The 23100-nt window shown below is 73.1% G+C and carries 26 protein-coding genes; 5 read left to right on the top strand and 21 right to left on the bottom strand.

Features of this window, described 5'->3' with window-relative positions:
• Nucleotides 1-81 precede the first annotated feature (81 nt).
• The gene (locus GA0070564_RS24895; RefSeq protein WP_091613852.1) at nt 82-858 is read right to left on the bottom strand and encodes a prolyl oligopeptidase family serine peptidase; all 777 of its coding nucleotides are present in this window, start codon (nt 856-858) and stop codon (nt 82-84) included.
• 52 nt (nt 859-910) lie between these two features.
• On the opposite strand from GA0070564_RS24895, the gene GA0070564_RS24890 reads away from it, so the two are divergent.
• Nucleotides 911-1513, top strand: coding sequence for a bacterial proteasome activator family protein (locus GA0070564_RS24890; protein WP_091613849.1), 603 nt, complete (start codon nt 911-913; stop codon nt 1511-1513).
• 42 nt (nt 1514-1555) lie between these two features.
• Here the strand turns inward: GA0070564_RS24890 and GA0070564_RS24885 are convergent, their stop codons facing one another.
• From GA0070564_RS24885 to GA0070564_RS24875, 3 genes are all read right to left on the bottom strand, one after another.
• The gene (locus GA0070564_RS24885; protein ID WP_091613846.1) at nt 1556-2374 is read right to left on the bottom strand and encodes an HAD family hydrolase; all 819 of its coding nucleotides are present in this window, start codon (nt 2372-2374) and stop codon (nt 1556-1558) included.
• A complete protein-coding gene (locus GA0070564_RS24880; RefSeq protein ID WP_091613843.1) occupies nt 2374-3195 on the bottom strand; it encodes an HAD family hydrolase in 822 nt (273 codons plus the stop codon). Before GA0070564_RS24880 ends, GA0070564_RS24885 begins: the two co-directional genes overlap by 1 nt.
• Nucleotides 3196-3374: 179 nt before the next feature.
• The gene (locus tag GA0070564_RS24875; RefSeq protein WP_091613839.1) at nt 3375-4118 is read right to left on the bottom strand and encodes a hypothetical protein; all 744 of its coding nucleotides are present in this window, start codon (nt 4116-4118) and stop codon (nt 3375-3377) included.
• 160 nt (nt 4119-4278) lie between these two features.
• Here GA0070564_RS24875 and GA0070564_RS24870 point away from each other — a divergent pair, with 160 nt between their 5' ends.
• From GA0070564_RS24870 to GA0070564_RS24860, 3 genes are all read left to right on the top strand, one after another.
• Complete coding sequence (locus GA0070564_RS24870; protein ID WP_091613836.1) at nt 4279-4710, top strand: OsmC family protein; 432 nt, start codon at nt 4279-4281, stop codon at nt 4708-4710.
• 177 nt (nt 4711-4887) lie between these two features.
• Nucleotides 4888-5229, top strand: coding sequence for a metallopeptidase family protein (locus tag GA0070564_RS24865; RefSeq protein WP_091614208.1), 342 nt, complete (start codon nt 4888-4890; stop codon nt 5227-5229).
• Nucleotides 5230-5346: 117 nt separating this feature from the next.
• Nucleotides 5347-6069, top strand: a complete 723-nt coding sequence (locus GA0070564_RS24860) for an AIM24 family protein (RefSeq protein ID WP_091613833.1) — start codon at nt 5347-5349, stop codon at nt 6067-6069.
• A 58-nt stretch (nt 6070-6127) separates the two neighbouring features.
• Here the strand turns inward: GA0070564_RS24860 and pheA are convergent, their stop codons facing one another.
• From pheA to GA0070564_RS24835, 5 genes are all read right to left on the bottom strand, one after another.
• Entirely contained in the window at nt 6128-7087 is a 960-nt protein-coding gene (pheA, locus tag GA0070564_RS24855) for a prephenate dehydratase (RefSeq protein ID WP_091613829.1), read from the bottom strand.
• A gap of 10 nt (nt 7088-7097) precedes the next feature.
• Entirely contained in the window at nt 7098-7832 is a 735-nt protein-coding gene (locus GA0070564_RS29510) for a hypothetical protein (RefSeq protein WP_176730830.1), read from the bottom strand.
• 129 nt (nt 7833-7961) lie between these two features.
• On the bottom strand, nt 7962-8351 hold the full coding sequence (locus tag GA0070564_RS24845; protein WP_091613822.1) for an ACT domain-containing protein: 390 nt from the start codon (nt 8349-8351) through the stop codon (nt 7962-7964).
• A gap of 73 nt (nt 8352-8424) precedes the next feature.
• Complete coding sequence (locus tag GA0070564_RS24840; RefSeq protein WP_091613817.1) at nt 8425-8883, bottom strand: hypothetical protein; 459 nt, start codon at nt 8881-8883, stop codon at nt 8425-8427.
• Nucleotides 8884-9061: 178 nt separating this feature from the next.
• Complete coding sequence (locus tag GA0070564_RS24835) at nt 9062-9799, bottom strand: hypothetical protein (RefSeq protein ID WP_091613813.1); 738 nt, start codon at nt 9797-9799, stop codon at nt 9062-9064.
• Nucleotides 9800-9962: 163 nt separating this feature from the next.
• On the opposite strand from GA0070564_RS24835, the gene GA0070564_RS24830 reads away from it, so the two are divergent.
• On the top strand, nt 9963-11174 hold the full coding sequence (locus tag GA0070564_RS24830) for an arginine deiminase (RefSeq protein WP_091613808.1): 1212 nt from the start codon (nt 9963-9965) through the stop codon (nt 11172-11174).
• A gap of 30 nt (nt 11175-11204) precedes the next feature.
• Here GA0070564_RS24830 and GA0070564_RS24825 read toward each other — a convergent pair whose 3' ends face one another.
• The 12 genes from GA0070564_RS24825 to GA0070564_RS24770 all read right to left on the bottom strand — a co-directional run bounded on the left by GA0070564_RS24825 (nt 11205) and on the right by GA0070564_RS24770 (nt 23039).
• Nucleotides 11205-12089: a DUF5926 family protein gene (locus GA0070564_RS24825; protein WP_091613805.1), complete on the bottom strand. Its 885-nt coding sequence runs from the start codon at nt 12087-12089 to the stop codon at nt 11205-11207.
• Nucleotides 12090-12149: 60 nt separating this feature from the next.
• Nucleotides 12150-12566 carry an ATP-binding protein gene (locus tag GA0070564_RS24820; protein WP_176730829.1) on the bottom strand — a complete coding sequence of 139 codons (417 nt, stop codon included), beginning with the start codon at nt 12564-12566 and terminating at the stop codon, nt 12150-12152.
• Between the two features lie 75 nt (nt 12567-12641).
• The gene (locus tag GA0070564_RS24815) at nt 12642-14099 is read right to left on the bottom strand and encodes a sensor histidine kinase (RefSeq protein ID WP_091613796.1); all 1458 of its coding nucleotides are present in this window, start codon (nt 14097-14099) and stop codon (nt 12642-12644) included.
• 106 nt (nt 14100-14205) lie between these two features.
• Nucleotides 14206-14997: a glycerophosphodiester phosphodiesterase gene (locus tag GA0070564_RS24810; protein WP_091613791.1), complete on the bottom strand. Its 792-nt coding sequence runs from the start codon at nt 14995-14997 to the stop codon at nt 14206-14208.
• Nucleotides 14998-15010: 13 nt separating this feature from the next.
• A complete protein-coding gene (locus GA0070564_RS24805; RefSeq protein WP_091613788.1) occupies nt 15011-15346 on the bottom strand; it encodes a rhodanese-like domain-containing protein in 336 nt (111 codons plus the stop codon).
• 61 nt (nt 15347-15407) lie between these two features.
• Nucleotides 15408-16430 (bottom strand): LCP family protein, encoded by a 1023-nt coding sequence (locus GA0070564_RS24800; protein WP_483819062.1) that lies wholly within the window; start codon nt 16428-16430, stop codon nt 15408-15410.
• A gap of 107 nt (nt 16431-16537) precedes the next feature.
• Nucleotides 16538-17755, bottom strand: a complete 1218-nt coding sequence (locus tag GA0070564_RS24795; protein WP_091613786.1) for an LCP family protein — start codon at nt 17753-17755, stop codon at nt 16538-16540.
• Between the two features lie 165 nt (nt 17756-17920).
• The gene (locus tag GA0070564_RS24790; RefSeq protein WP_091613783.1) at nt 17921-19138 is read right to left on the bottom strand and encodes an LCP family protein; all 1218 of its coding nucleotides are present in this window, start codon (nt 19136-19138) and stop codon (nt 17921-17923) included.
• A gap of 66 nt (nt 19139-19204) precedes the next feature.
• Nucleotides 19205-20182, bottom strand: a complete 978-nt coding sequence (locus GA0070564_RS24785) for an NAD-dependent epimerase/dehydratase family protein (RefSeq protein ID WP_091613780.1) — start codon at nt 20180-20182, stop codon at nt 19205-19207.
• A gap of 95 nt (nt 20183-20277) precedes the next feature.
• The gene (locus GA0070564_RS24780; protein ID WP_091613777.1) at nt 20278-21951 is read right to left on the bottom strand and encodes a solute symporter family protein; all 1674 of its coding nucleotides are present in this window, start codon (nt 21949-21951) and stop codon (nt 20278-20280) included.
• Nucleotides 21929-22297 (bottom strand): DUF485 domain-containing protein, encoded by a 369-nt coding sequence (locus tag GA0070564_RS24775; protein ID WP_091613774.1) that lies wholly within the window; start codon nt 22295-22297, stop codon nt 21929-21931. The genes GA0070564_RS24780 and GA0070564_RS24775 overlap by 23 nt, the downstream gene beginning before the upstream one ends.
• 166 nt (nt 22298-22463) lie before the next feature.
• Nucleotides 22464-23039 carry a flavin reductase family protein gene (locus GA0070564_RS24770; RefSeq protein ID WP_245670236.1) on the bottom strand — a complete coding sequence of 192 codons (576 nt, stop codon included), beginning with the start codon at nt 23037-23039 and terminating at the stop codon, nt 22464-22466.
• Nucleotides 23040-23100: the final 61 nt, after the last annotated feature.

Below are 23100 nucleotides of genomic sequence, written 5' to 3'. Positions count from 1 at the left end.
CCTTCCGGGAGCGTTGCAGGGCAGGTCACCGGCCCCCTCGGCGTTCTACCTGGTTGGCGACGCTGCGTCAATGCTTGATGATCATGCGACGAGAGACCGCAACGCATCGGTGACGTGCGGCCATGCCGTGGACTCCGGATCGATCAGCCCGAAGTGTTCGCATTCGGGCAGCTCAACAAGGGCCGTGTCGGCACCCGCGGCGGCCGCCGCGGCCGCGTACCGGCGACTGATCGCGATGGGCACCTGGCGATCCTCGACACCGTGCAGGATTACTGTGCGTGTCCCCTTGGGCACCAATGAACGTGGATCGGCGGCGGCGTACCGGTCCGGGACGTCGGCCGGCCCGCCACCCAGCAGCGCGGCCACCGCCCCGCCGTCCAGATCCAACCGGTACGCCTCGGCCAGGTCCGCCACCGGGGCCAGCGCCAGCACCCCGCCGACCGATCCGGGCGCGTGCGCGGCCGCGTACAGGGCGAGCTGACCGCCCGCCGAGTGACCGACCAGCACCGGCGGGTCCGCGGTCACCCGCCCGGCCAGCCCCGCCGCGGCCAGCGCGGGCAGCGCCGCCACCCCGGCGAGCACGTCGGTCAGGGTGTACGGCCAACCGGTCCGGCGGTACTCCAGCTGCGCCACCGGGTGGCCGAGGGCGGCCAGCGCCGCCGCCAGCGGGCCGGTGTGCGTGCGGTCGTACTCCGGTCGCCAGAAGCCGCCGTGCACCACCACGACGAGCCGCCCGGCGGGCCCGGCCCCGGCGGGCCGGCGCAGGTCGGCGAGCTGGTCCGGATGGTCCCCGTAGGCCACGGTCGCGTCCGGCGGTGGGGCGGGGCGGGTGAGCACGGCGCGCGGGTCGGCGGGCATGCCGGCGACGGTAGCCGGTCCCGGCGCGTGCGAGCCACGGCGGTGGGTAAAGATGGGTGCCATGACCGAAGCGCGCTCAGCTGGACAGAACGACGAGCCGGGCCGGGCCGACACCGGGCACCCGGGCACCGTGGTGGTGGTCGGGCCGGACGGCCGGCCGGTCGGCACGGTGCAGACCGACGACGGGCCGGGTGAGGACCCCACCCGCCTGGTCGAGCAGCCCGCCAAGGTGATGCGGATCGGCAGCATGATCAAGCAGCTGCTGGAGGAGGTCAAGTCCGCCCCGCTGGACGACGCCAGCCGGCAGCGGATGCGGGAGATCCACGAGCGGTCGATCGTCGAGCTCAAGGAGGGCCTGGCCCCGGAGCTGCGCGAGGAGCTGGAGCGGCTCTCGCTGCCCTTCGCCGAGGACCAGGCGCCCAGCGAGGGTGAGCTGCGGATCGCCCACGCCCAGCTGGTCGGTTGGCTGGAAGGGCTGTTCCACGGCATCCAGGCCGCCCTGGTCGCCCAGCAGATGGCGGCCCGGGTCCAGCTGGAGCAGATGCGCAACGGCCGGCACGCGCTGCCGAGCGGCCCGGCCGGGATGGTGCCCGGCATGCCCGGGATGGGGCAGCCGCAGGGCGGCGAGGGGCACAGCACCGGCCAGTACCTCTGACCTGCACGTCGGCGGGCGCCCGGGCGGCGCCCGCCGCGGCGGTCAGACCGACGGAAAGACCTTCTCCAGGTACGCGGCGACGCCGTCCTCGGTGTTCGCCGCGGTCACCTCGTCGGCGATCTCCAGCACCGCCGGGTGCGCGTTCGCCACCGCCACCGCCCGCCCGGCCCAGGTCAGCATCGGCACGTCGTTGGGCATGTCGCCGAAGGCGAGCACGTCCCGCTCGTCGATGCCGTGCCGGGCGCAGTACCACGCCAGGCCCGCCGCCTTGGTCACCCCGGCCGCCGAGATCTCCACCAGCCCCGAGTACGACGAGTGGGTCGCCTCGGCCAGACCGGCCAGCGCCCCCGCCACCGTCCGGACGAACACGTCCGGGTCCTGCTCACCGTCGGCCCGGGCCAGCAGCTTCACCGCCGGCACGGCCGCCAGCTCCTCCGGTGACTCGATCGCCCGGATGGCGTCGGTGTCGGCGTCCCAGCGCAGCGGGTAGTGCGCCTCGTGCCGCATCTGGCGGCTGTCCACGATCTCCACCGCGAAGCTGACGTCGGGCACCTCGGCCCGTAGCCGCCGGGCCACCTCGGCCAGCAGCTCCGGGGCGAGCGGGTCGGCGCGCAGCACCTCGTCGGTCACCGGGTCGTAGACCACGGCGCCGTTCGCGCAGATCGCCGGCAGCGGGGCGGTGAGCTGGTCGTACACGAGTTGGAGCCAGCGGATGGGACGGCCGGTGACCAGCACGACCGGCGTGCCCGCCGCGGTGATCCGCTCCAGGGTCGCCGCGGTACGCGGGCTGATCGTGCGCTCGTCGCCGAGCAGGGTGCCGTCGATGTCGGTCGCGACGAGCCGGGGTGGTGGTGACGCCATCACCGGGACAGTAGTCGGTCCAGGTAGACCGCGACCCCGTCGTCGTCGTTGCGCAGGGTGATCTCGTCGGCGGCGGCCCGGACCTGCGGGTGCGCGTTGGCCACCGCGACCCGCGCCCAGCCGGCCCAGCCGAACATCGGCAGGTCGTTCGGCATGTCCCCGAACACCAGCACGTCCGCCGGGTCGACGCCGAGCCGCTGGGCCACCACGGTGAGCCCGGTGGCCTTGTCCACCCCCGGCGGGCAGATCTCGACGAAGCCCAGGCCTGCCTGGGTGACCGTGGCGACCTCGGCCGGGACGACCCGGCGGGCGATCGCCAGCAGCTCGTCCACGTGGTGGTCGGCGGTCCGCACGAAAGCCTTGATCACGTCGCAGGAGAGGCACTCCGCGCGGCTGCGCTCCTCGAACCGGTCCTGGTAGGGCCAGCTGGGGTGGTAGTCGCCCCAGAGCGGCGCGTCGTGCTCGTCGGACGCCTCCACCATCACGGTCAGCGGGCCCACCTCGGCCTCCAGGTCGGCGAGCAGCCGGGCCAGCAGCCCGCCTGAGAGCCGCTCGTCGCGGAGCACCACGGGCCCGGCCGGGTCGCTCTGGTCCACCACGCAGCCGCCGCCGGCCATCACCAGGAAGTCCGCGGCCCGGATGTCGTTGCGGGTCAGCTCCGCCAGGCGCGGTCCGCGGCCGGTCGCGCCCACCACCGGAATCCCCGCGGCCCGCACCCGGTCCAGCACCCCGTGCGTGTACGCCGACACGGTGTCGTCGCTGCGGACGAGCGTCCCGTCGAGGTCGGTGGCGATCAGTTTGGGCAGTCCCGGGCGGGTCATGGCTCCTCCTTCGCCCGCCGCCGTCGTACCGGCCGTTCTGGTCGTCGGTGCCTCGACCGACCGACGGCGGGCAGCAACCGTACCTCGCGGAACGGGCCGCAACCATGACTTCCCGGCGAATCGGGCACCAACGGAGAGTGGCCGTTCCGGACGTCTCGGTGAACGCCCCGGGTGGCGGGTCAGGCCGGGTTGTCGGGGCGGGCGAAGGGGGCCGCGGGCTCGACCGTCAGGTCGGCCGGGGCGGACGGCAGGTCCGGGCGGGCCGACACCCGCTGCCACCGGCCGTGGTCGGCGACCGGGACGGGCTCGTCGTCCGCCTCCTCCGGGCCGACGTCGACCGGGCCGCGCCCGGCGGCGCCCAGCCCGGTGAGCTGGAGAGCCCCGGCGAGCAGTGCGGTGGCGAGGAAGGCCATCACCAGCCCTCGGCCGTACTCGACCCGGAAGCCGTCCTCGGAGGAGTAGAAGAGGGTGCGCTCTCCCGAGTCGTCGAGGGAGAGCGCGGCGGCCGTGAGGACGGCCAGCACCGTGCCGGCGAGGGCGAGCCCGGCCACCCGGGCGTTGCGGCGTACCCCCGGGGTGCCGGCCAGGGCGAGCGCCAGCGCGGCGGCGAGCCCGAGCAGCCCGACCAGGTAGCCGACCCCGAATCCGCCGACCTCGGCGACGCCGCCGGGCACCCGGACCATCTCGCCGCCCTCGGGGCCGCCGTTCGGCACGGTCATCACCAGCCACTCCCCGACCAGGGAGGCCACGGCCGCCGCCGCGCCGAGGCCGGCGAGGATCAGCGGCACCCGCCGGTCGCGGGCGAGGGCGACCAGCGGCCGGCCGGTTCGGGTGGGGGCGTCGGACCCGGTCGGCCCCCACTCGACGACGGCGGTGCCGTCGGACCGGTTGTCCTGCCGGGGGATGGGGAGATCCTGGGACATCGGCAACCTTCCGCGCTCGCGGGTCTGCGTCGAATCATGACACAGCCGGCACCGGGTGACGGGGGACCGCAAGTCCGGCGTCCCGGCCCGTCGACGCGGCAGGCCGGCTTGGTCGGCGGCTCGGTCGCCGGGGGCCCGGCTTTCGGTTAGCGTCGGTGGCATGCCTATCCGTACCGCTTCCGCACGTTGGCAGGGCAACCTCACCGAGGGTTCCGGGACCCTCCGTACCGGCAAGGGAGGTCTGGAGGGGAACTACTCCTTCAAGTCCCGGTTCGAGGAGGGGGAGGGGACCAACCCCGAGGAGCTGATCGGCGCCGCGCACGCCGCCTGCTACTCGATGGCCTTCTCCAAGGCGCTGGCCGACGCCGGCACGACCCCCACCTCGGTCGAGACCACCGCCAAGGTGCACTTCGACAAGACCGACGCCGGGATGACGGTGACCGCGATCGACCTGGAGACCGTCGGCCAGGTGCCGGGGATCGACCAGGCGCAGTTCACCAAGCTGGCCGAGTCCGCCAAGGAGAACTGCCCGATCTCGCGGCTGCTCTCCCCGGGCGCCACGATCAACCTGAACGCCCGCCTCGCCTCCTGAGCCCCGCACCCCGCACCCGTCGCGCCGCTCGCGTCGCGCTCGCGTTCGGTGAGGGCGCATCTTGACGGAAAGAGTGGCCATCCGGAGCGTCGGTGGCCACTCTTTCGGTGAAGTAGGGCGGATCTTGGCGCGACGCATGGCTGCCCGGTCGGGGAGAATGGCCGGGTGGCCGTCGAGATGAGCCGGGAACGCTTCGAGGAGCTGGTCGGTGACGCCCTCGACGAGGTCCCCGAGGAACTGCTCGCCCTGATGAGCAACGTGGTCATCCTGGTCGAGGACGACCCGCCCCCGGGCGAACCCGACCTGCTCGGCCTCTACGAGGGGCACGCGCTGACCGATCGCGGCTGGGACTACTCGCTGGTGCTGCCGGACCGGATCTTCCTCTACCGGCACCCGATCCTGCGGATCTGCGACAGCGAGGAGGACGTCGTCGACGAGGTGGCGGTCACCGTGGTGCACGAGATCGCCCACCACTTCGGCATCGACGACGAGCGCCTGCACGAGCTGGGCTGGGACTGACCGTCCGGCCACCCACGCCGCGCGGGCCGGCCGACCGGTCGCGTCCCGCTCGACCGATGCCGCCGGTTGCGCCGCTCGCCTACCCTCCGGGTGAAACCCCGAATCAGGAGGAAACCCATGCGCAGCGCGCTGTTCTCCGCGGAGAACCTGGAGAAGGAGTCCGCCCAGCCCGGCCTGCGGCTGCAGAACTCCAAGATGCTCAAGATCGAGCTGAACGGCGAGGCGATGGCCCGCGTCGGCTCGATGGTCGCCTACCAGGGGCAGGTGCAGTTCCAGGCGCTCGGCTCGGGAGGCATCGGCAAATTCATCAAGCAGCGGCTCACCGGCGAGGGCGTGCCGCTGATGAAGATCTCCGGCCAGGGCGATGTCTTCCTCGCCGACCTGAGCAAGGACGTGCACGTCATCGACCTGGAGCCGGGTGACGCCCTCTCCATCAACGGCTCCAGCGTGCTGGCGTTCGACTCCACCCTCCAGTACGACATCCGGATGGTCGGCGGCGCCGGCATGGCCTCCTCGTCCGGCCTGTTCAACTGCGTGTTCAGCGGCCACGGACGGATCGCCATCACCACCAAGGGCACCCCGGTCGTGCTCAACGTCGACCAGCCGACGTACGTGGACCCGCAGGCGGCGGTCTGCTGGTCGGCGAACCTGCAGACCGGCTACCACCGCGCCGAGCAGCTCGGCCTGGGCACCCTGCTCGGCCGGAGCACCGGCGAGGCGTTCACGATGAGCTTCGCCGGCCAGGGCTTCGTGGTGGTCCAGCCCTCCGAGGAGCCCCCGGTCCAGGGCAGCGGCGCCCAGCAGCAGCAGGGCGGCCTGCTCGGCGGCCTGCTCTCCTGACTCCGCGCCACCCCGCTCCGTCCCGGCCGCCGTTGTGGCCGGGGCGGGGTGTGGGTGGTCAGGTGGGGTCGCCGGCGCGGAGGCGGGCCAGCCAGGCGGCGGCGTCGGCGTAGTCGACGTCGGAGAGGCCCGCGGGGGCCGGGACCGGACGATCGACCGGGCCGCCCTCCAGCCAGCGGTGCCGAGGGTACGAGCCGAGGAAGCGTACGTCGGCGCAGACCCGGCGCAGCCCCTGCAACGCCTCACCGAGCCGGACGTCCGCGACGTGCCCGGTGCAGTCCAGGAAGAAGACGTACCGGCCGAGCGCCTCACCCGTCGGGCGCGACTCGATCCGGGTCAGGTTGACCCCTCGGACGGCCAACTCCATCAGCACCGACAGCAGCGCGCCCACCCGATCGTGGGCGATGTAGACGGCCAGCGAGGTGACGTCGTCACCGGTCGGCGGGGGCGGCGGCCCGGGGCGGGACACCAGCGCGAACCGGGTCACCGCGTCCGCGTGGTCGGCGATCTTGTCGGCCAGCGTCTCCAGCCGGTGCCGGGCGGCGCCGACCGGGGCGCAGATCGCGGCGTCGTACTCGCCGGTGGCGGCACCGGAGGCCGCCGCGCCGTTGGAGAGCACGTCCACCACCACCGCCTCGGGCAGCCAGTCCCGTAGCCAGCCCCGGCACTGGGTGGACGCCTGGGGGTGCGCGGCGACCGTCCTGATCGAGCCGAGCGTGGTGCCGGGGCGGGCGCCGAGCACGAACTCCACCGGCAGGATCACCTCACGGGTGATCACCAGCGGCTCGCCCTCGGCCAACTCGTCGAGGGTCACCCCGACGGCGCCACCGATCGAGTTCTCCAGCGGCACCAGGGCGGCGTCGGCCTCCCCCGCCCGTACGCTCTCCAGCGCCTCACCGACGCTGCGGGCCGGCGTACGGCTGCCCCGGTCGGCGGCGGACACGGTGCGCAGCGCCTGCTCGGCGAAGGTGCCCTCGGGGCCCAGGTAGACGAAACGGGTCGGCGGTGTTCCCGGCATGCCGACCAGCCTACGCACCGGGGACGGCCACCGTGTCGGCGTCGCAGGCCAGCGCCCGGATGCCGGGCGGCGCATCGACGGCGACCCGGGTGCTGCAGACGTCGGTGCCGGCGGTGACCAGGGTCAGGCCGTCGGAGCCCGAGCGGGTGACCGCCTGGAGTTCCTCGTGACCGGTCACGTCGAGCACCGTGTAATGCCAGCTCTCGGCGCAGAGCGGACCGAGGGTGACCCGCGCCGCGACGTTGCGGGACAACACCCCGCCCGGTCCGCGCAGCAGGGTCAGCACGGCGGCGGCGGACGGCCGGCCCGGGCAGGGGGTGACCACCGGCGCCGGCGGCGGGGCCGGGACAACGGGTACGGCGGTGGTGGGCGCACCGGGAAGCGTGGTCGGCGGGACGCCGGGAACCGTGGGCAGCGCGCGGCCCGTCGGCAGCGGGTCGTCCGGTGGAAGCGTCGGGAGCGTGCCGTCCGGGGGAGGCGTCGGGAGGGTGCCGTCCGGCGGGAGGGTCGCCGGTGTGCCGCCCGGCCCGAGGGACGGCGGTGTGCCGGCCGGCGGCGCGGTGGGCCCGGAGGCGGAGGCCGTGGGCGTGCCGTCGGCCGGGGCGGGCGGGGCGGACCGGCCGGCGTCCCGCAGGTCCGGTGGGGCACCGCAACCGGCGAGCGGCACGGCGGCGAGCGCAACGGCGGCGACGAGCGCACGGACGGCCAGCCGGCGGGCGGTCGGCGGTGAGGGGGTGGGCGGCATGAGCCGATCCTTGGCATCGGGGAGTGTCGTTGTCGCGAGAGCCATCGTAGGAGGATCCGGCCGTCCGGTGAAGGTGCCCGATCCCGGGTACGCGCGATCCCGGCGTGATCCTCCGGTTCGTCGAGGGGATCAGCGCAGGACGCGGTGACCGGCCCGCTCCAGCGCGCCGGTCGCCTCGGTGAGCCGCACGGCGGGGACCAGCAGGTGGTCGGTGTCGAACGTGGAGAACGCCACCACGCTGACCCGGGCGGCGGCGAGCGGGTCGACCAGCGCGGCGAGGGTGCCGGTGACCGCGAGGTCGAGCGGGCCGACCACCCGCAGGCAACGCCAGTCCGTCTCGACGGTCGCCCCGACGGGCACCCGGGCGGCCGGGCAGATAACCGAGATGCCGTCCGTGGTCCAGCTGACCGTCACGACGTCCGCGCCGCCCAGCTCACCCCAGAGGGTCGCCGGCACGGGTGACCCGGCCGCCAGCCGGCACACCGCGTACTCCCCCGGCAGCAGCGCGACATCGAGCATGAGGGCACCTTACGGGGTCGGAGAGCGCCCTCCCCAGCTCCGCCGCGTGCCGCGTACGCGACAGACGTCGCAGTCAGACCTCGGAGAAGAACGTGAGTGAACCGGCCACCGAGTCGTCGGCGAGGACCGGGGTGGAGATCGCGTCGACGGTGGCATCGGGTGTGCCCTTCGCGGCCGCCTCGACCCGCAGCAGGCCGCGGGCGAGCCGGCCGGAGTGCAGGGCGAGCAGGGGTGGGATCTTGTCCGTCTCCTGCTCGGTCAGCTCGCCCCGGTTGGCGGTGAAGTCGAGCAGCCGTAACCCGCCGTCGAGCAGCGGGAAGCCGACCACGTCCTCGGGCGCCCCGAGGCAGAGCAGCTCGCAGCCCGACGCGGAGACCGCCACCACGCGGGTCCCGGCGTCGATCAGCAGGCATGGCTCGGCCGCCTCGCTGACCGTCTCCGCCCAGCGGCCCAGGCTGTCGGAACCCCGTCCTGTGGAACTCCGCGCCTCGGGCGCGAACACTTCCGACAGTGAGAGTTCGACGTGGGCCACCGAGCCTCCTCTGTACACCGGGCGTTCGTCCACGCTAGCCGGTCGCCACGAGGGCCGCCCGTCCGCGTGGCGAAGCCAGGTGCACACCGCCGGTCGGGCGGCCCCGGTGCGGGGCCGACGACGGCGGTTCGGTGGCGCTGCCCAGCGGGACGGGAGCCGCGTGGCGTCGCCGGAGACGTTACCGGCGGGCGGCCGGCTTGTCAGCGGCCGTTCGGCCCTCGTCGTACCACCGGTAGTCGGCGGCCGGCCGGTAGGTGCCGTTGAGCCAGGTCGTGGGGGACTGGGCGACCCGGGAGAGCTTCTCCGCGGTGGCCGGGCTGATCCGGCTGCCCCCGGCGACGAGGAGCCGGTCGAGCTCCCGGTGGGTCGCCATCAGACAGTCCTTCGGCAGGCCGTACACGCTGATGACGCCGGAGCCGACGAAGGTCAGCACCGGCGTCACCGGGATGGACAGCCCGACCGCGTCGGAGAGCGCCTTGCTCGCCCGCTTGGCGTCGCGCCGGGCCTCGGCCACGTACGGCGGGCGCTTGCCGTTGATCTGGACGACGTCCCCCGCCACCAGGACGCGGGCCCGGCCGTGGTCGGCGATGGTCACCGCGAAGAGGCCGCTCGGGCCGATGGCCAGGAAGCCGGCCCGGTCCTCCTGGCCGTGCTCCAGCACCAGGTCCGGAACGTCGGTCCGTGGCCACTCGACGACGTGCCACGCGGGACCGAGGTGGTCGAGTTGACCCACCGCGCGGGCTCCGGCCGCCTCGAGCCGGCGGGCGCCCCGCTCGGCACGGCGGCGGCGCGCCCACTGCAACGGCCCCGGGCGTACGGGTTCGAGCGCCGTGGGCGACTCGGCCCGGTGTGGCGGCGCCACGGGCGGCAGTGCCCGCGGGGTCGTCACGGCTCGGCGTGCGGGAAAGACAGTCATCGCGACCTCCGGCAAAAGGTCCCTCGAAGTTATGTCCCCACTACACTACGTTGTCACCACCGGGGCTCGGCAAGTTGGAGCACCGGAATGACTGCGGATGAATGCCATATTCATCCCCAGTTCTTTTGCCGGATGGTGCGGAAGCCTGCCCTACGCTGCGAGGGTGACCCACTACGTGGACAGCGAGGTCGGTCGGCTCGGCGCCGTCCTGCTGCACCGACCCGGCCCCGAACTCGCCCGGCTCACCCCTCGCAACAACGACTCTCTGCTCTTCGACGCTATCCCATGGGTGGGACGCGCGCAGGAGGAGCACGACGCCTTCGCCGCGCAGCTGCGCTCCCGAGGGGTGGAGGTGCTCTATCTCTCCACACTGCTCGCCGAGACGCTGGCCATCCCGGACGCCCGCGCCGAACTCACCGCGCAGGTGCTCTCCTCGCCCCGGCTGGGTGACTCGCTGCGCCGCCGGGTGGCCGACCACCTCACCTACCTCGACCCGGCGGCGCTGGCCGACGTGCTCACCGCCGGCCTGGCCCACGAGGAACTCCGGATCAGCCGGGAACGCCCCGGCGGCCTGGTCTACACCCTGATGGACCGGCACGACTTCGTCATCGACCCGCTGCCGAACCTGCTCTTCACCCGGGACTCGTCACTGTGGATCGGCGACCGGGTCGGGGTGACCAGCCTGGCCATGCCGGCCCGGCGCCGGGAGACCACGCTGACCGACGCGATCTACCGGCACCACCCGCGCTTCGCCGGCACCGAGTTCGTCTACCACCCGGAGCTGGAACACCTGGAGGGCGGCGACGTGCTGCTGCTCGCCCCCGGCGTGCTCGCCGTCGGCGTCGGCGAGCGGACCACCCCGGCGGGGGCCGAACGGCTGGCGCGGCAGGTCTTCGCCGCCGGCCTGGCGCACACCGTGCTGGTGGTGCCGATCGCCCAGGAACGGGCCACCATGCACCTGGACACGGTCTGCACCATGGTCGACGTCGACGCCGTGCTGATGTACCCGAACATCGCCAGCACGCTCTCCGCGTACACCGTGATCGCCGGCGCGGACGGCGAGGACCCGCGGGTCGACGGCCCCGCGCCCTTCCTGCGCGCCGCCGCCGACGCGATGGACCTCGACCAGCTCCGGGTCATCGACACCGGGCTGGACCCGGTCACCGCCGAGCGGGAGCAGTGGGACGACGGCAACAACACCCTCGCCCTGGCCCCCCGCCTCTGCGTCGGCTACGAGCGCAACGTCGAGACCAACGCCCAGCTGGAACGGGCCGGGATCGAGGTGATCCCGATCGCCGGCTCGGAGCTGGGCTCGGGCCGGGGCGGGCCGCGCTGCATGTCCTGCCCGCTGACCCGCGAGCCACTGCGCCGCTGACCCGTCCGACCCGGCCCGGCGGCTGAGGTGTCAGCGCAGGGTGAGCTGGCGACCGAGCAGGCCGTGCCGGGCCCGGCGGCCCGCCGCGTCCAGCGGCTCCGACTCCTCCAGCGCCTCGGCGTAACGCTTGGCGAACTCCGCCACCGGGCCCTCCCACTCGGCCGCGGCGACGTCCTCCGGCAGGTCCCACACCGGGACGAGTCGCCCGTGCGCCCGGAACATCCCGGCGAAGCGGGTGTCGTCGCCGAGGGTCAGCGTGCCCGCCACGCTCAGCCGGGACAGGGCGTCCAGCGCGGCGTCCTCGTCCTCCGGCAGCACCCAACGCACGTGGGCCTTCTCCGGCACCTGGCACCAGTAGGCGGCCTTGGCCGCGCCGAGCCGCACCGTCGGGTAGATCGCCGCGTTGGCCCGCTCCAGGGATGCCTGGACGTTCGGGTCGTCGGCGGCGCCCGGGTCGAGCCAGAAGTCGAAGCCGGAGTGCATGCTGATCTCCAGCGGGCCGTCGACCAGCACGTCCTGGAGGCGGGGACCGGGGCCGGGCAACGGAGGCACGGTCACCGGCTGGCCCGGCTCGACCCGCAGCGCGCTGATCAGCGCGTCGGCCAGGTCCCGGGACACGTCGCCGGACTGCTGGTGGCGCTGCAACCCGATGAAGACCCGGCCGTCCTCCTTGGTCATCGCCGGAGCGGCCATCGGCAGCACGGTGGCCAGCACGACCGGGCGGTCGCCGTACTCCTCGACGAGCTGCGGGGCGAGCCGCAGCGGGGCCGACGCGGCCGGCACCAGCTCGCGCAGGGCGATCCATTCCGGCTCGTCCGCCAGCCCCTCGAAGGGACGGGGGACGAAGATGTCCCGGACCTTCTCCCGCTTCGGGGTGGCTTCGACGGCGCGCTGGCTCTTTCGACGCTTGCTCACGGCGTCACAGCCTAGATGCCGGCGTCGGGCCGGGTGGGGAGGACCCGCCTACCGCCCTGGTCAACCGGTGGCCACGAGATCCGGCCGGGGGGTGCCGGTCGGGTCGAACTCGGCCCAGACGCTCTGCCCCAGCCCGTCCCGGTCGACCCCCCACCGGCTGGCCAGTCCGGAGACGATGTGCAGGCCACGGCCGTCGATCGCGTCCGGGCTGGCCGTTCGCATCCGGGGGCCGGCGCCCGCGCCGCCGTCGGTCACCCGCAGCTGGACACCCGGACCGGTCGGGCCGGACCGCAGCCGCCAGGCGACCCGCACGACCCCGCCGGGCAGTGGCTCGGCATGCCGGACCGCGTTACCGACCAGCTCGGCCAGGACCGCCACCAGGTCGGCCAGCAGGGCCGGGGGTACGAGGTCGGCCAGCTCGTCGGCGAGCCGATGGCGGGCGAGCCGGGCCCCGGTGCCGTGGTGAGGCACCACCACGCACCACGAACGTTCGACCGCACCCGTCGACACCCGTCGTCCCTTTCCGCCTGCCGAGCCCCCGTCGCACCCGGGTCATCCGCACGGCAGGCGCACCTCTGCGACCGTACCGCCGCCGTCCCTTGGTCGGAGGGATACCCATCCATTCTGCTGTTCAACGATCCGGCGGACCAGATAGAGGCCGAGCCCGGCGCCCGGGTAGCCGCGCCGGTCCCCCGACTCGCCCTGCCAGAACCGGTCGAAGGCGCGTTCGACGTGCTCGGGGCGGATGCCGATGCCCCGATCGCTGACCCGGAACGAGACCACCCGGTCCCGCGACGTCGCGGTGATCTCGATGGGGGAGTCCGGCGGGGAGTACTTGCCGGCGTTGGTGCTCAGCTCGGTCAGCACGGTGGCCAGGGTCTGCCGCTCCCCGAGCGCCTTGGGCAGCCCGGTCGGCAGGTCCAGGACGACCCGGCGGCGCAGCTCCGACGGCAGATCGGCGACCGCCGCCCGCAGCGTCTCGGCCAGGTCGAACGGGGTCGGGGAGCCGTCGTCCGGCCGGTCGTCGGTGGCGGAGGTGAGCAGCCGGTCCACCAGGCGGGCCAGCTCGTTGGCGCGCTGGCCGATGACCCGGGCGGCCTGCCGCCGGTCGGTGTCGGTCAGCGACTCCCAGTGGTCGGTGAGGGTGTCCGCGTACCCCTTGATCACCGTGACCGGGGTGCGCAGCTCGTGGCTGGTGACCGCGACGAAGAGGTCGCGGTCCTGGTCGCGGCGCTGCTGGACGGTGATGTCGCGGAAGGTGACCACGCGCAGGCCGCCCGGCCCGGGCAGCTCACCTGAGGTGATCTTCAACCAGCGGCCCTCCGGGAGCCGGTGGTCGAGCACCTGGCCGGACGGGGGGATCGGAAACGGCAGCGGACGGTCGATCGCCTCTATCGGGGCGACCCCGGTGACCTGGGCGGCGGCCGGGTTCCAGAGCCGGACCTGGCCGTCCCGGTCGACCACCGCCAGGCCGTCCGCGAGCGCCGCCACCACCGGCCCGTCCCCGTGCACGGGCAGGCCGCTCTGGTCGCCGTACATGTGGGCGACGCAGGAGGCGATGTAGCCCAGCACGTCCCGTTCCGTCTCGTCGGCCGGCCGGTCGTCGTCGGGGTAGAGGGCGTGCAGGCTGCCGACGGTGCGGCCGGCGATCTCGGCGCGGGCCACCACCATCCGACGCAGCCCGTGGTCGGCCAGCTCGTCCGCGAACGGCCCCGGGATGTGGTCGCTGCGGACCTGCCGCACCCGTGGCCCGCGCAGCAGGCAGACCACGGCCGGGTCGGTGACGGAGACGGGCCGCCCGATCGCCCACTCGGCGATGCCGGTCGCGGCGATCACCCGGCCCCCGGTGGGGGTGAACTCGACGAACGCCAGGCTGGCCGCCCCGATCGCCGGCTGGACGACCCTGAGCAGCCGGGTGAGGACGGCGACCCCACCCTCACCGGCATTGATCATTTCGATCACCCGGCCGTGACCGGCGATCATGGCGGCGAGATCGGAGTGCTCCGGCATGCCCAGAGTGTGCCCCGCGGACCGGTTCAGGGGCACCCCCCGCCCGGCCGTGATGCCCCACCCTCGGCGCAACCCCTGAAACTGAGGTCCGGTCCACCGCCCGCGGTCAGCGCCCCAGCCGGGCCAGTGCCCGCGCCGGCCGGTCGGTGATGATCCCGTCCACGCCGGCGGCCAGGACCAGGTCCAGCTCGGCCGGCTCGTTCACCGTCCAGACGTACACCTGGTTGCCGGCCGCCCGCAGCGCCGGCAGCAGCCGTGGGCGGGCCCGGACCAGCTCGATCCCCGGGCCGGCGATTTGGGCGCCGAAGGGCAGCCGGCCCGGTGGCAGCCAGCGCGGGACCACCTCCAGCAGCAGGACGGTGGGCAGCGCCGGGGCCAGCTCCCGGATCCGGCGTACGGCCAGCGGGGAGAAGGACATGACGGTGACCTGGACCGGGGCGTTCCGGGCCGGTTCGGCGAGCCCGTGCCGGCGCAGCAGGGCGACCAGCCGCCGCTCGACGTCACCGCCGTACCTCGACGGGTGCTTCGTCTCGATCAGCACCCGCACCGGACGGCCGGCGTCGCGGACCGCGCCGAGCAACCGGTCCAGGGTGAGCAGCCGGGTACGCGAGTCGTCCAGCACCTCGTCGCCGTCGGCCGGTACGCCACCCGGGTGCCACGAGCCGAAGTCCAGCGCCTCCAGCTCGGCGAGGGTACGCGCGCTGACCAGCCCGTGGCCGTTGCTGGTCCGGTCCAGCCGGCGGTCGTGCACGCACACCAGGTGCCCGTCCCGGGTCAGCCGGACGTCGCACTCCACCCCGTCGGCGCCCTCGTCGAGGGCCCGCAGGTACGCGGCGAGGGTGTGCTCCGGCAGGTCGTACGAGGAGCCGCGGTGGGCGAAGACCAGCGGTTCGGTCATGACGCCGGTGCCCTCAGACGACCCGGCCCGGCTGCCCGTCGTCGGTGACCACGGGACGGCCGGCGGCGGCCCACTCGCCCATCCCGCCGTCGACGTTGCGCACCTGCTCCCAGCCGTTGCGCATCAGGTAGGCGACGACCTGGGCCGAGCGCCCGCCCGAGCGGCAGATCACCGCGACGTCCCGGTCGGTCGGCACCTCCGCGATCCGGGCCGGCAGCTCCATCATCGGCAGGTGGTGGGCGCCGGGCGCGTGGCCGGCGGTCCACTCGTCGTCCTCCCGGACGTCGAGCAGGTAGGTGTCGTCGGGCACTGCCGACGCGGGCACGCTGGGGATCCGGGGTCCGAACACGGTTACCAAGCCTAGATCCTCGACCGCCGGGGACCGGCGCGGGAGGGCGCGGGCGCGTCGGTCACAGCCGGGTGATCCACCGCGGGTTGGCCGCCGCCCACTGCGTCGCCCGCCCGTCCCGGACGGCGGCGAAGAGACCGTCCCCGGCGCCGTCGAGCAGGACGTACGACACGCCGTCGATGGTCTGCGGGTAGGACGGCAGCTGCACGCCGCGCAGGCTCTCCGCCGGCAGCGCGCGCAGCGCGAGGACCAGGTCGTCCAGGGGTACGCCGTTGGTGTCCACGGTGAGCGAGGCGCCCGCCGCCCGGATCACCCGGTCCAGCTTCACCGGATCGCCGCGCAGGTTGGTCTGGCCGGCCCGGTCCAGCATCGCCCGCAGCAGCTGCTGCTGGTGGCGCTGCCGGTCGTAGTCGCCGCCGGGGAGGCCGTACCGCTGGCGGACGTAGTCGAGCGCCTGGGCCCCGTCCATCTGCTGGCAGCCGGGCTGGAACGAGGCGCCGGTGTGGATCGACCGGACCGGCGTGTCGACGCACATCCGGACCCCGCCGAGCAGGTCGATGACGGTACGGAAGCCGGCGAAGTCCACCAGGGCGGCGCCGTCGAAGCGCAGCCCGGTGAGCCGGCTGAGGGTGGCCGAGAGCAGCCGGGCCCCTCCCTCCCCGCCGCCGCCGTGCTCGTACGCCGCATTGATCTTGTCCCGGCCACCACCCCAGCCGCCGGTGGCCGGGATCGTCACCAGCAGGTCCCGCGGCACGGAGATCAGGTACGCCTGCCGCATCCCGGCCGGGACGTGCACGATCAGGATGGTGTCGGACCGCTGGTCGTCGCCGCTCGCCCCGGGGCGCTGGTCCGAGCCGACCAGCAGGTAGTTCAGGTCCTTCGAGAGGTCACTGCGGCGCTGTCGCGCGGCCGGGTCCAGCAGCTCCTCGCGGGCCACCGAGCGGTCGTAGCGGGCGGCGAGCAGCTTCATGCCCACCACGGCGACGCCGGCCAGCAGGACCAGGGCCAGCCCGACGCGGAGCAGCAACCTCGGCCAACGGGGCCGGCGGCGGCCGGGGGTGTGCCCACCCCACCCGTCGTCCACCCGCCGCGACCTGGACGTGACAGCCTCCCCCGTGGCCTGACATGAGTCCCGCTCACGTCAGGCTACGGGCGGCTTCTCCGCGCCGGACGGCTTTCCCGAGATCGCTGTCACTTGCGGGTGGAGAGGACGTTCGGGTTCGCGAAGACGAACTCGGCGAGCTTGTCCTCCTTGACCGCCTTGAACATGTCCAGCGTGGTCTGGCTCAACGCCTCGCGGTGGCTCGCGGTGGTGTTGTACGTGCCCGCGTTGGTCCGCAGCATCACCAGGTCGTTGGCGGTGACGCCGCGCATGGTGAAGATGAAGTCCGCGACCGGCACGCCGCCGGTGTCCAGCACCAGCGACTCGCCGGCCGCCTTGGTGAGCTTCTGCAGCTTGACCGGGTTGGTCAGGGTGCCGTTCTGGGTGGCCTTGCGGGCCATCGCCTTGATCAGCTGCTGCTGGTTCTGCTGGCGGTCGTAGTCGCTGTTCTTCAGGCCGTAGCGCTGCCGGGCGAAGTCGAGGGCGAGCGCGCCGGACATCTCCCGGCAGCCCTTCTTGTGGATCAGCGGCTCCCACTTGTCGCCGTCGAGTTTCGCGTTGGCGATGTACTTCGGCTTGCCGTTGACCAGGCCCATGTGGATCGACTTGACGTCCTGGCTGACGCAGAGCCGGACCGAGCCGAGCGCGTCGATGACCTTCTTGAAGCCGCCGAAGTTGATGATCGCGGCGCCGTCGAAGCTGACGCCGGTCATGTTCTTGATGGTCTGGGCCATCAGCTGGGCGCCGCCCTCCCAACCGCCGCCGTTGGCGGCGCCGGCCTGGAACGCCGCATTGATCTTGTCGGTCCCGCCCCGGTAGCGGCTCTTCTTGAACGGCGGGATCTGCGCCTCGGTGTCGCGCGGGATGGAGATCATGTACGCCTGGTCGTGCGAGGCCGGGATGTGCAGCACGATGATGCTGTCCGACCGGACGTTGTCGGCGGCCCACTGCTCGCGAGCGTCGACGCCGAGCAGGAGCAGGTCGATCGGGCCGTCCAGGCTGGCGCCGCCCTCGGCCTCCGACTTGCCCGCGCCGCCGAGCAGGTTGCGCTGCGCGATGTCCCCGGTGGCCTGGCCGATCACGGCCTTGCTGCCGACGATGGCCACGCCGCTGGTCATCATCAGCACCGCGCCGATGATCACGGTGAGTCGGGCCCAGAGCGGGTCCTTGGCGCGGGCGCGTTTGCGCGGCGCACCGCCGGTGCGGGTGCGACCGCCACCCGGCTGGGCCGGGGGGCCGGCCGGGACCCGGGCGGAGGCGCTCATGGGTTCGGGGAAGGTGGGGCGACGGCTGGTCTCAACCGGCATGCGTGCTCCAGCTCGGGACGAACGGGGGGCGGGACCACTGTACGTACCGCCTACCGTTCCCGCGACCTCTTCGCGGCGCAAAATGCCGTTTCTCCTGGGAATGGCGAGCGACTTCTGACCGAAGAGCCGACGTCGATGTGTCCTGTCGGCCGTGCCCGGCCCGCGTCAGTTGCCGGCCGGCTGCTGGTTGGCGGCGACCCAGTCGGCCATCGTGTCCTGGGTCATCGCCTTGTACATCCCCAGCGCCTTCTCCCGGTCGGAGACCACCACCGACTCACCGTTGATGTTCTTGCTGCCGGAGTTCGGGCTGGTGATGAAGGTGAGGTTCTGCCCGCGCAGGTTGCGGAACTGCACCGCCATGTCGATCATCTGGAAGTCCTTGTCCACGGTGGTGGCGGCGGTGACCGCCTTGAGGAAGTCGTCCAGCTTGCCCGGGTTGGCCAGCGTGCCCGTGCTCGCCGCCTTGTCCATCAGCGCCCGCAGGAACTCCTGCTGGTGCCGCATCCGGGCGAAGTCCCCCTGCGGGAACTGCTTGCGCTGGCGGATCCAGTCCAGCGCCTCCTCGCCGTTCATGTGGTTGGTGCCCTTGGTGAACGTCCGGTAGGGCTTGTGGATGGACTTGATGGTCCGCTCCACGGGCAGGTCCACCCCGCCGAGCGCGTCGGTCACCTTCTTGAACCCGGCGAAATCGATCGACATGGCGTGGTCGATGCGTACGTCGGTGAAGCACTCGATGGTCCGGACGGCCAGCGGCACGCCGCCGAACGCGAAGGCCGCGTTGATCTTCGCCCGCCGTCCCGAGTCGCACGGCGCGCCGGCGTTCTCCGGGATGGGTACGTAGAGGTCACGCGGGATGGAGACCAGGTAGGCGGACTTGTGGTCGGCCGGGATGTGCATGACGATGATCGTGTCGGCGCGCCACTTGCCGGCCCTGTCGACCGGCGCGTCCGGGTCCCGCGAGTCCGTGCCCACCAGCAGGATGTTCAGCGCCCCGTTGACCGCCTTGGCCGGCCGGCCGCCGGTGATCTGCGCGAACGGGTCCATCCGGTTCAGGTCGTCGTTGAGGTTGCGGGCGTAGAACCACGCGCCACCCGCGCCGATCAGCGCCAGCACCAGCAGGGCCACCCCCGCCACCAGGCCGATCCGGCCCCAGCGCGGCCGCGGCCCGCGCCGGCCCGACCCACCCGGTCCGTCCGGCCCCGGGGGGCCACCCGGGCCGCCGGGACCGGTCGGGCCGCCGGTGTGCGGCGCGTCGTCGTGCGAGGGGTACCACTGCGCGCCCGCGCCGCGCGGCCGGTCCCCGCTGCCCGGACGGGGCACGGAGGCACGACCCGCGCTGCGGTGCAGGCGGGGAAGCGGGAGGGCGGGCATGCTCGCTGACATGTCCCCGAGGGTACGTAGCCCGGGCCACCACCGCCGGTGAGGCGCGGCCGGCACGGCGGAGGGGCGTTACCCTAGCCGCTCGCGGAAGTACTCGATCGTGCGTCGCAGGCCGTCTTCGGGCGCCACGGTGGGCTCGTATCCGAGCAGTTCACGGGCGAGGGTCAGGTCGGGGCGGCGCATCTCCGGGTCGTCCGCGCTGCGGGTGACGTATGTCACCTGTGACGCGCTTTCGGAGAGTGACACGATCAACTCGGCGAGTTGCCGCATGGTCATCTCGTGTTCGGTGCCGCAGTTGACCGGGCCGGTCTCGGTGGAGTCGAGCAGCAGCAGGATGCCCCGGACCAGGTCCTCGACGTAGCAGATCGAGCGGGTCTGCTGCCCGGTGCCGTGCACGGTGATCGGCTCGTCGCGCAGCGCCTGGGAGATGAAGGTGGGGATGGCCCGCCCGTCGTCCGGCCGCATCCGCGGCCCGTACGTGTTGAAGATCCGGACGATCGCCGCGTCCAGGCCCCGGTAGCGGTGGTAGGCCATGGTGGCCGCCTCGGAGAAGCGCTTCGCCTCGTCGTAGACGCTGCGGACGCCGATCGGGTTGACGTTGCCCCAGTACGTCTCCCGCTGCGGGTGCTCCCGCGGGTCCCCGTACGCCTCGGAGGTGGAGGCCATCAGGAACCGGGCGCCGTCGGCGACCGCCCGCTCGAGCAGGTTGAGCGTGCCCACCGAGCCGACCCGGAGGATCTCCAGCGGGATCTGGGTGAAGTCGGTGGGGCTGGCCGGCGAGGCCATGTGCAGGATCGCGTCGAACCGCTCCGCCAGCGCCGGGTGGTAGGTCGGCAGGCCCTCGGTGACGTCCGCCTCGACCAGCGTGAAGGTCGGCTTCTCCAGCAGGTGGGCGACGTTGTCCTTGGAGCCGGTGATGAAGTTGTCCACCGCCACGACGGTGCAACCGCGGGAGACGAGCGCGTCGACCAGGTGCGACGGCACGAAGCCGGCTCCTCCGGTGACGAGGACGCGGTGACCGGTTCCGAAGCGCTGGGCAACCTTCATGCCGGTCAGCCTACTCAGCGCCACCGGCTCACGCCTCACGGCGTGGCCGAGCCGGCCCGTGGGGCCCGCCTGGAACGGGCGGGCCCCACGGTGGTTCAGTGCGCGCCGGCGCCGGTGAGCGACCGGACCTCCAGCTCCGCGTACTTGGCGTCGTCACGTTCCTTGGAGATGACCGTGCCGATCCAGCCGCACAGGAAGCCGAAGGGGATGGAGATCAGGCCCGGGTTGGACAGTGGGAACCAGTGCCAGTCGTGGTCCGGGAACATGGCGGTGGCCGAGCCGGAGACCACCGGGGAGAAGAAGACCAGCACCACGGCGGAGACCAGGCCGCCGTAGATGGCCCAGACCGCTCCCGAGGTGTTGAACCGCCGCCAGAACAGGCTGTAGAGGATCGCCGGCAGGTTGCCGGAGGCGGCCACCGCGAAGGCGAGGGCCACCAGGAACGCCACGTTGAGACTCTGCGCGAAGATCGACAACGCGATCGAGACCGCGCCGATGACCAGGGCGGAGATCCGGGCGACGCGTACCTCCTGGCGCTCCGACGCCTGCCCGTTGCGGATGACGTTGGCGTAGAAGTCGTGCGCCAGGCTGGACGAGGAGGCCAGGGTGAGCCCGGCGACCACGGCCAGGATGGTGGCGAAGGCGACCGCCGCGATGATCGCCAGCAGGGTGGCCCCGCCGAGGCTGCCGCCGAAGAAGTCCTTGCCGAGCGCCTCGGCGAGCTGCGGCGCGGCGGTGTTGCCGGCCTTGTCCTGCGCGGTGATGGCCTTGCCGCCGACCAGCGCCGCGGCGCCGAAGCCGAGGGCGAGGGTGAGCAGGTAGAACGCGCCGATGATGCCGATCGCCCAGAGCACGCTCTTGCGGGCCGCCCGGGCGGTCGGGACGGTGTAGAAGCGGATCAGGATGTGCGGCAGGCCGGCGGTGCCGAGCACCAGGGCGATGCCGAGCGAGAGCAGGTCCATCTTGTTGTAGAAGGTCTGCGTGGCGTCGCCGGCGACCTCCTTGCCGTAGCGCAGGCCGGGTTCGAGGAACGCGCCGCCCTTGCCGGAGGACTCGGCGGCCTGGCCGAGCAGCGCCGACAGGTTGAAGTTGAACTTGGCCAGCACCAGCACGGTCATCAGGACGGCGCCGGTCATCAGCAGGAACGCCTTGACGATCTGGACGTACGTGGTGCCCTTCATGCCGCCCACGGTGACGTAGATGATCATCAGGGCACCCACCATGACGATCGTCGCGATCTTGGCGGTGTCCGCGCTCATGCCGAGGAAGGTGGTGCCGGGCTTGATGCCGAGCAGCAGCGCCACCAGGGCGCCCGCGCCGACCATCTGGGCCAGCAGGTAGAAGATCGACACGGTGATGGTGGAGACCGCCGCGGCGGTCCGCACCGGCCGCTGGCGCATCCGGAACGCCAGCACGTCGGCCATCGTGTACCGACCGGAGTTGCGCAGCAGCTCCGCCACCAGCAGCAGGGCCACCAGCCAGGCGACCAGGAAGCCGATCGAGTAGAGGAAGCCGTCGTAGCCGTAGAGGGCGATGATGCCGGCGATGCCGAGGAACGACGCCGCCGACATGTAGTCGCCGCCGATCGCCATCCCGTTCTGGAAGCCGGAGAAGGAGCGGCCACCGGCGTAGAAGTCGGTGGCGGTCTTGGTCTGCCGGCTGGCCCAGATGGTGATGGCCAGCGTGATCGCCACGAAGATCAGGAAGAGCGTGATGGTGAGGTTCCGGGCGGTGGTGCTGCCCGCCTCAGCCGCGAGGACCGTGTTCATGGTTCACCTCCCCGATCTCGGCGCGGATCCGGTCGGCGACCGGGTCGATCCGCCGGTCGGCGAACCGCGAGTAGAGCCAGGCGATCACGAAGGTCGAGACGAACTGGAGCAGGCCGAAGACCAGCGCCACGTTGATGTTGCCGATCAGCTTCGTGCCCATGAAGCCCCGCGCGTACGCGGACAGGATCACGTAGAGCGCGTACCACAGGAAGAACGCGACGGTCATCGGGAAGACGAAGCCGCGCAGCGTGCGCCGCAACCCGGCGAACTCGTCCGACCGTTGTACGGCCAGGTATCGCTGCGCCGCCGACTCGGCCGGGGCGGACGCGGGTGTGTCCGTGGACATCTGTGGATCACCACCTTCACAGGCGTGGGAAGTTTCGGGCACGGTAGAGACCGCGCTCCCATCGCCGGAAGGCTCGGATCGACGTCGGTAGCTCGCTGCGCCGAACGGCCGTTCCACTGCGCCGAGTGACCCAGGTCACTCCGTTCACCGGTCGGCCGGCGCCGGCTCAGCCGAGCTCGTGGTAGCGCCCCCGGTAGTGCAGCAGCGGAGCGGTCTCCTCGGCCAGGTCGACGGTCTCGATGGTGGCCTCGACCAGCAGCGCCCAGCCGTACTCCCGGGCGGTGTCCAGCCGGCAACCGGCCCAGCCGCCCGCGTCCGTCGGGACCGGGCCGTAGTCGGTGTCGGTCCAGCCGCCGGTGGCGAAGAGCCCGCCCGGCGACGGGAAGAGGCCGGCGAAGCGGTCGGCGAGCTGCCGGTGCGGCGGGCCGAGCGGGGCCACCGCGAAGCGGCCGGCCGCCTCGATCGCCGCCCACAGGTCCGACTCGGCGTCGACCAACCCGAGCAGCCGGTCCGGCTCGCCCTCGGCGACCAGGGTGGACGAGACGGTCAGCCCGGCCGGCCCGGGGGCGGTCCAGAGGGTCACCGGTGCCGCGAGCCGGCCGCGCAGCCGGCGGACCGGTGAGCGTCGGCCGGTCGGCACGGCGAACGGGTCGGTGTGGTGGATCTCGGCGCCCGGCTCATGATTCACGTGAAACATTGTGCCGCCCCGGGCCCGCGCCCAACCCAGGAAGCGGTCGTGCAGCCCGTCGGGGCGGGCGCGCCCGTTGAGCTGGGCGAGTTGGTCACCCGCCTCGGCGTCTCAC

Origin of the sequence: Micromonospora mirobrigensis, from assembly GCF_900091555.1 — a bacterium.
Classification (GTDB): domain Bacteria; phylum Actinomycetota; class Actinomycetes; order Mycobacteriales; family Micromonosporaceae; genus Micromonospora; species Micromonospora mirobrigensis.
The sequence above is the reverse complement of the archived record's forward strand: the minus strand, read 5'-3'. Positions and strand labels throughout refer to the sequence as shown.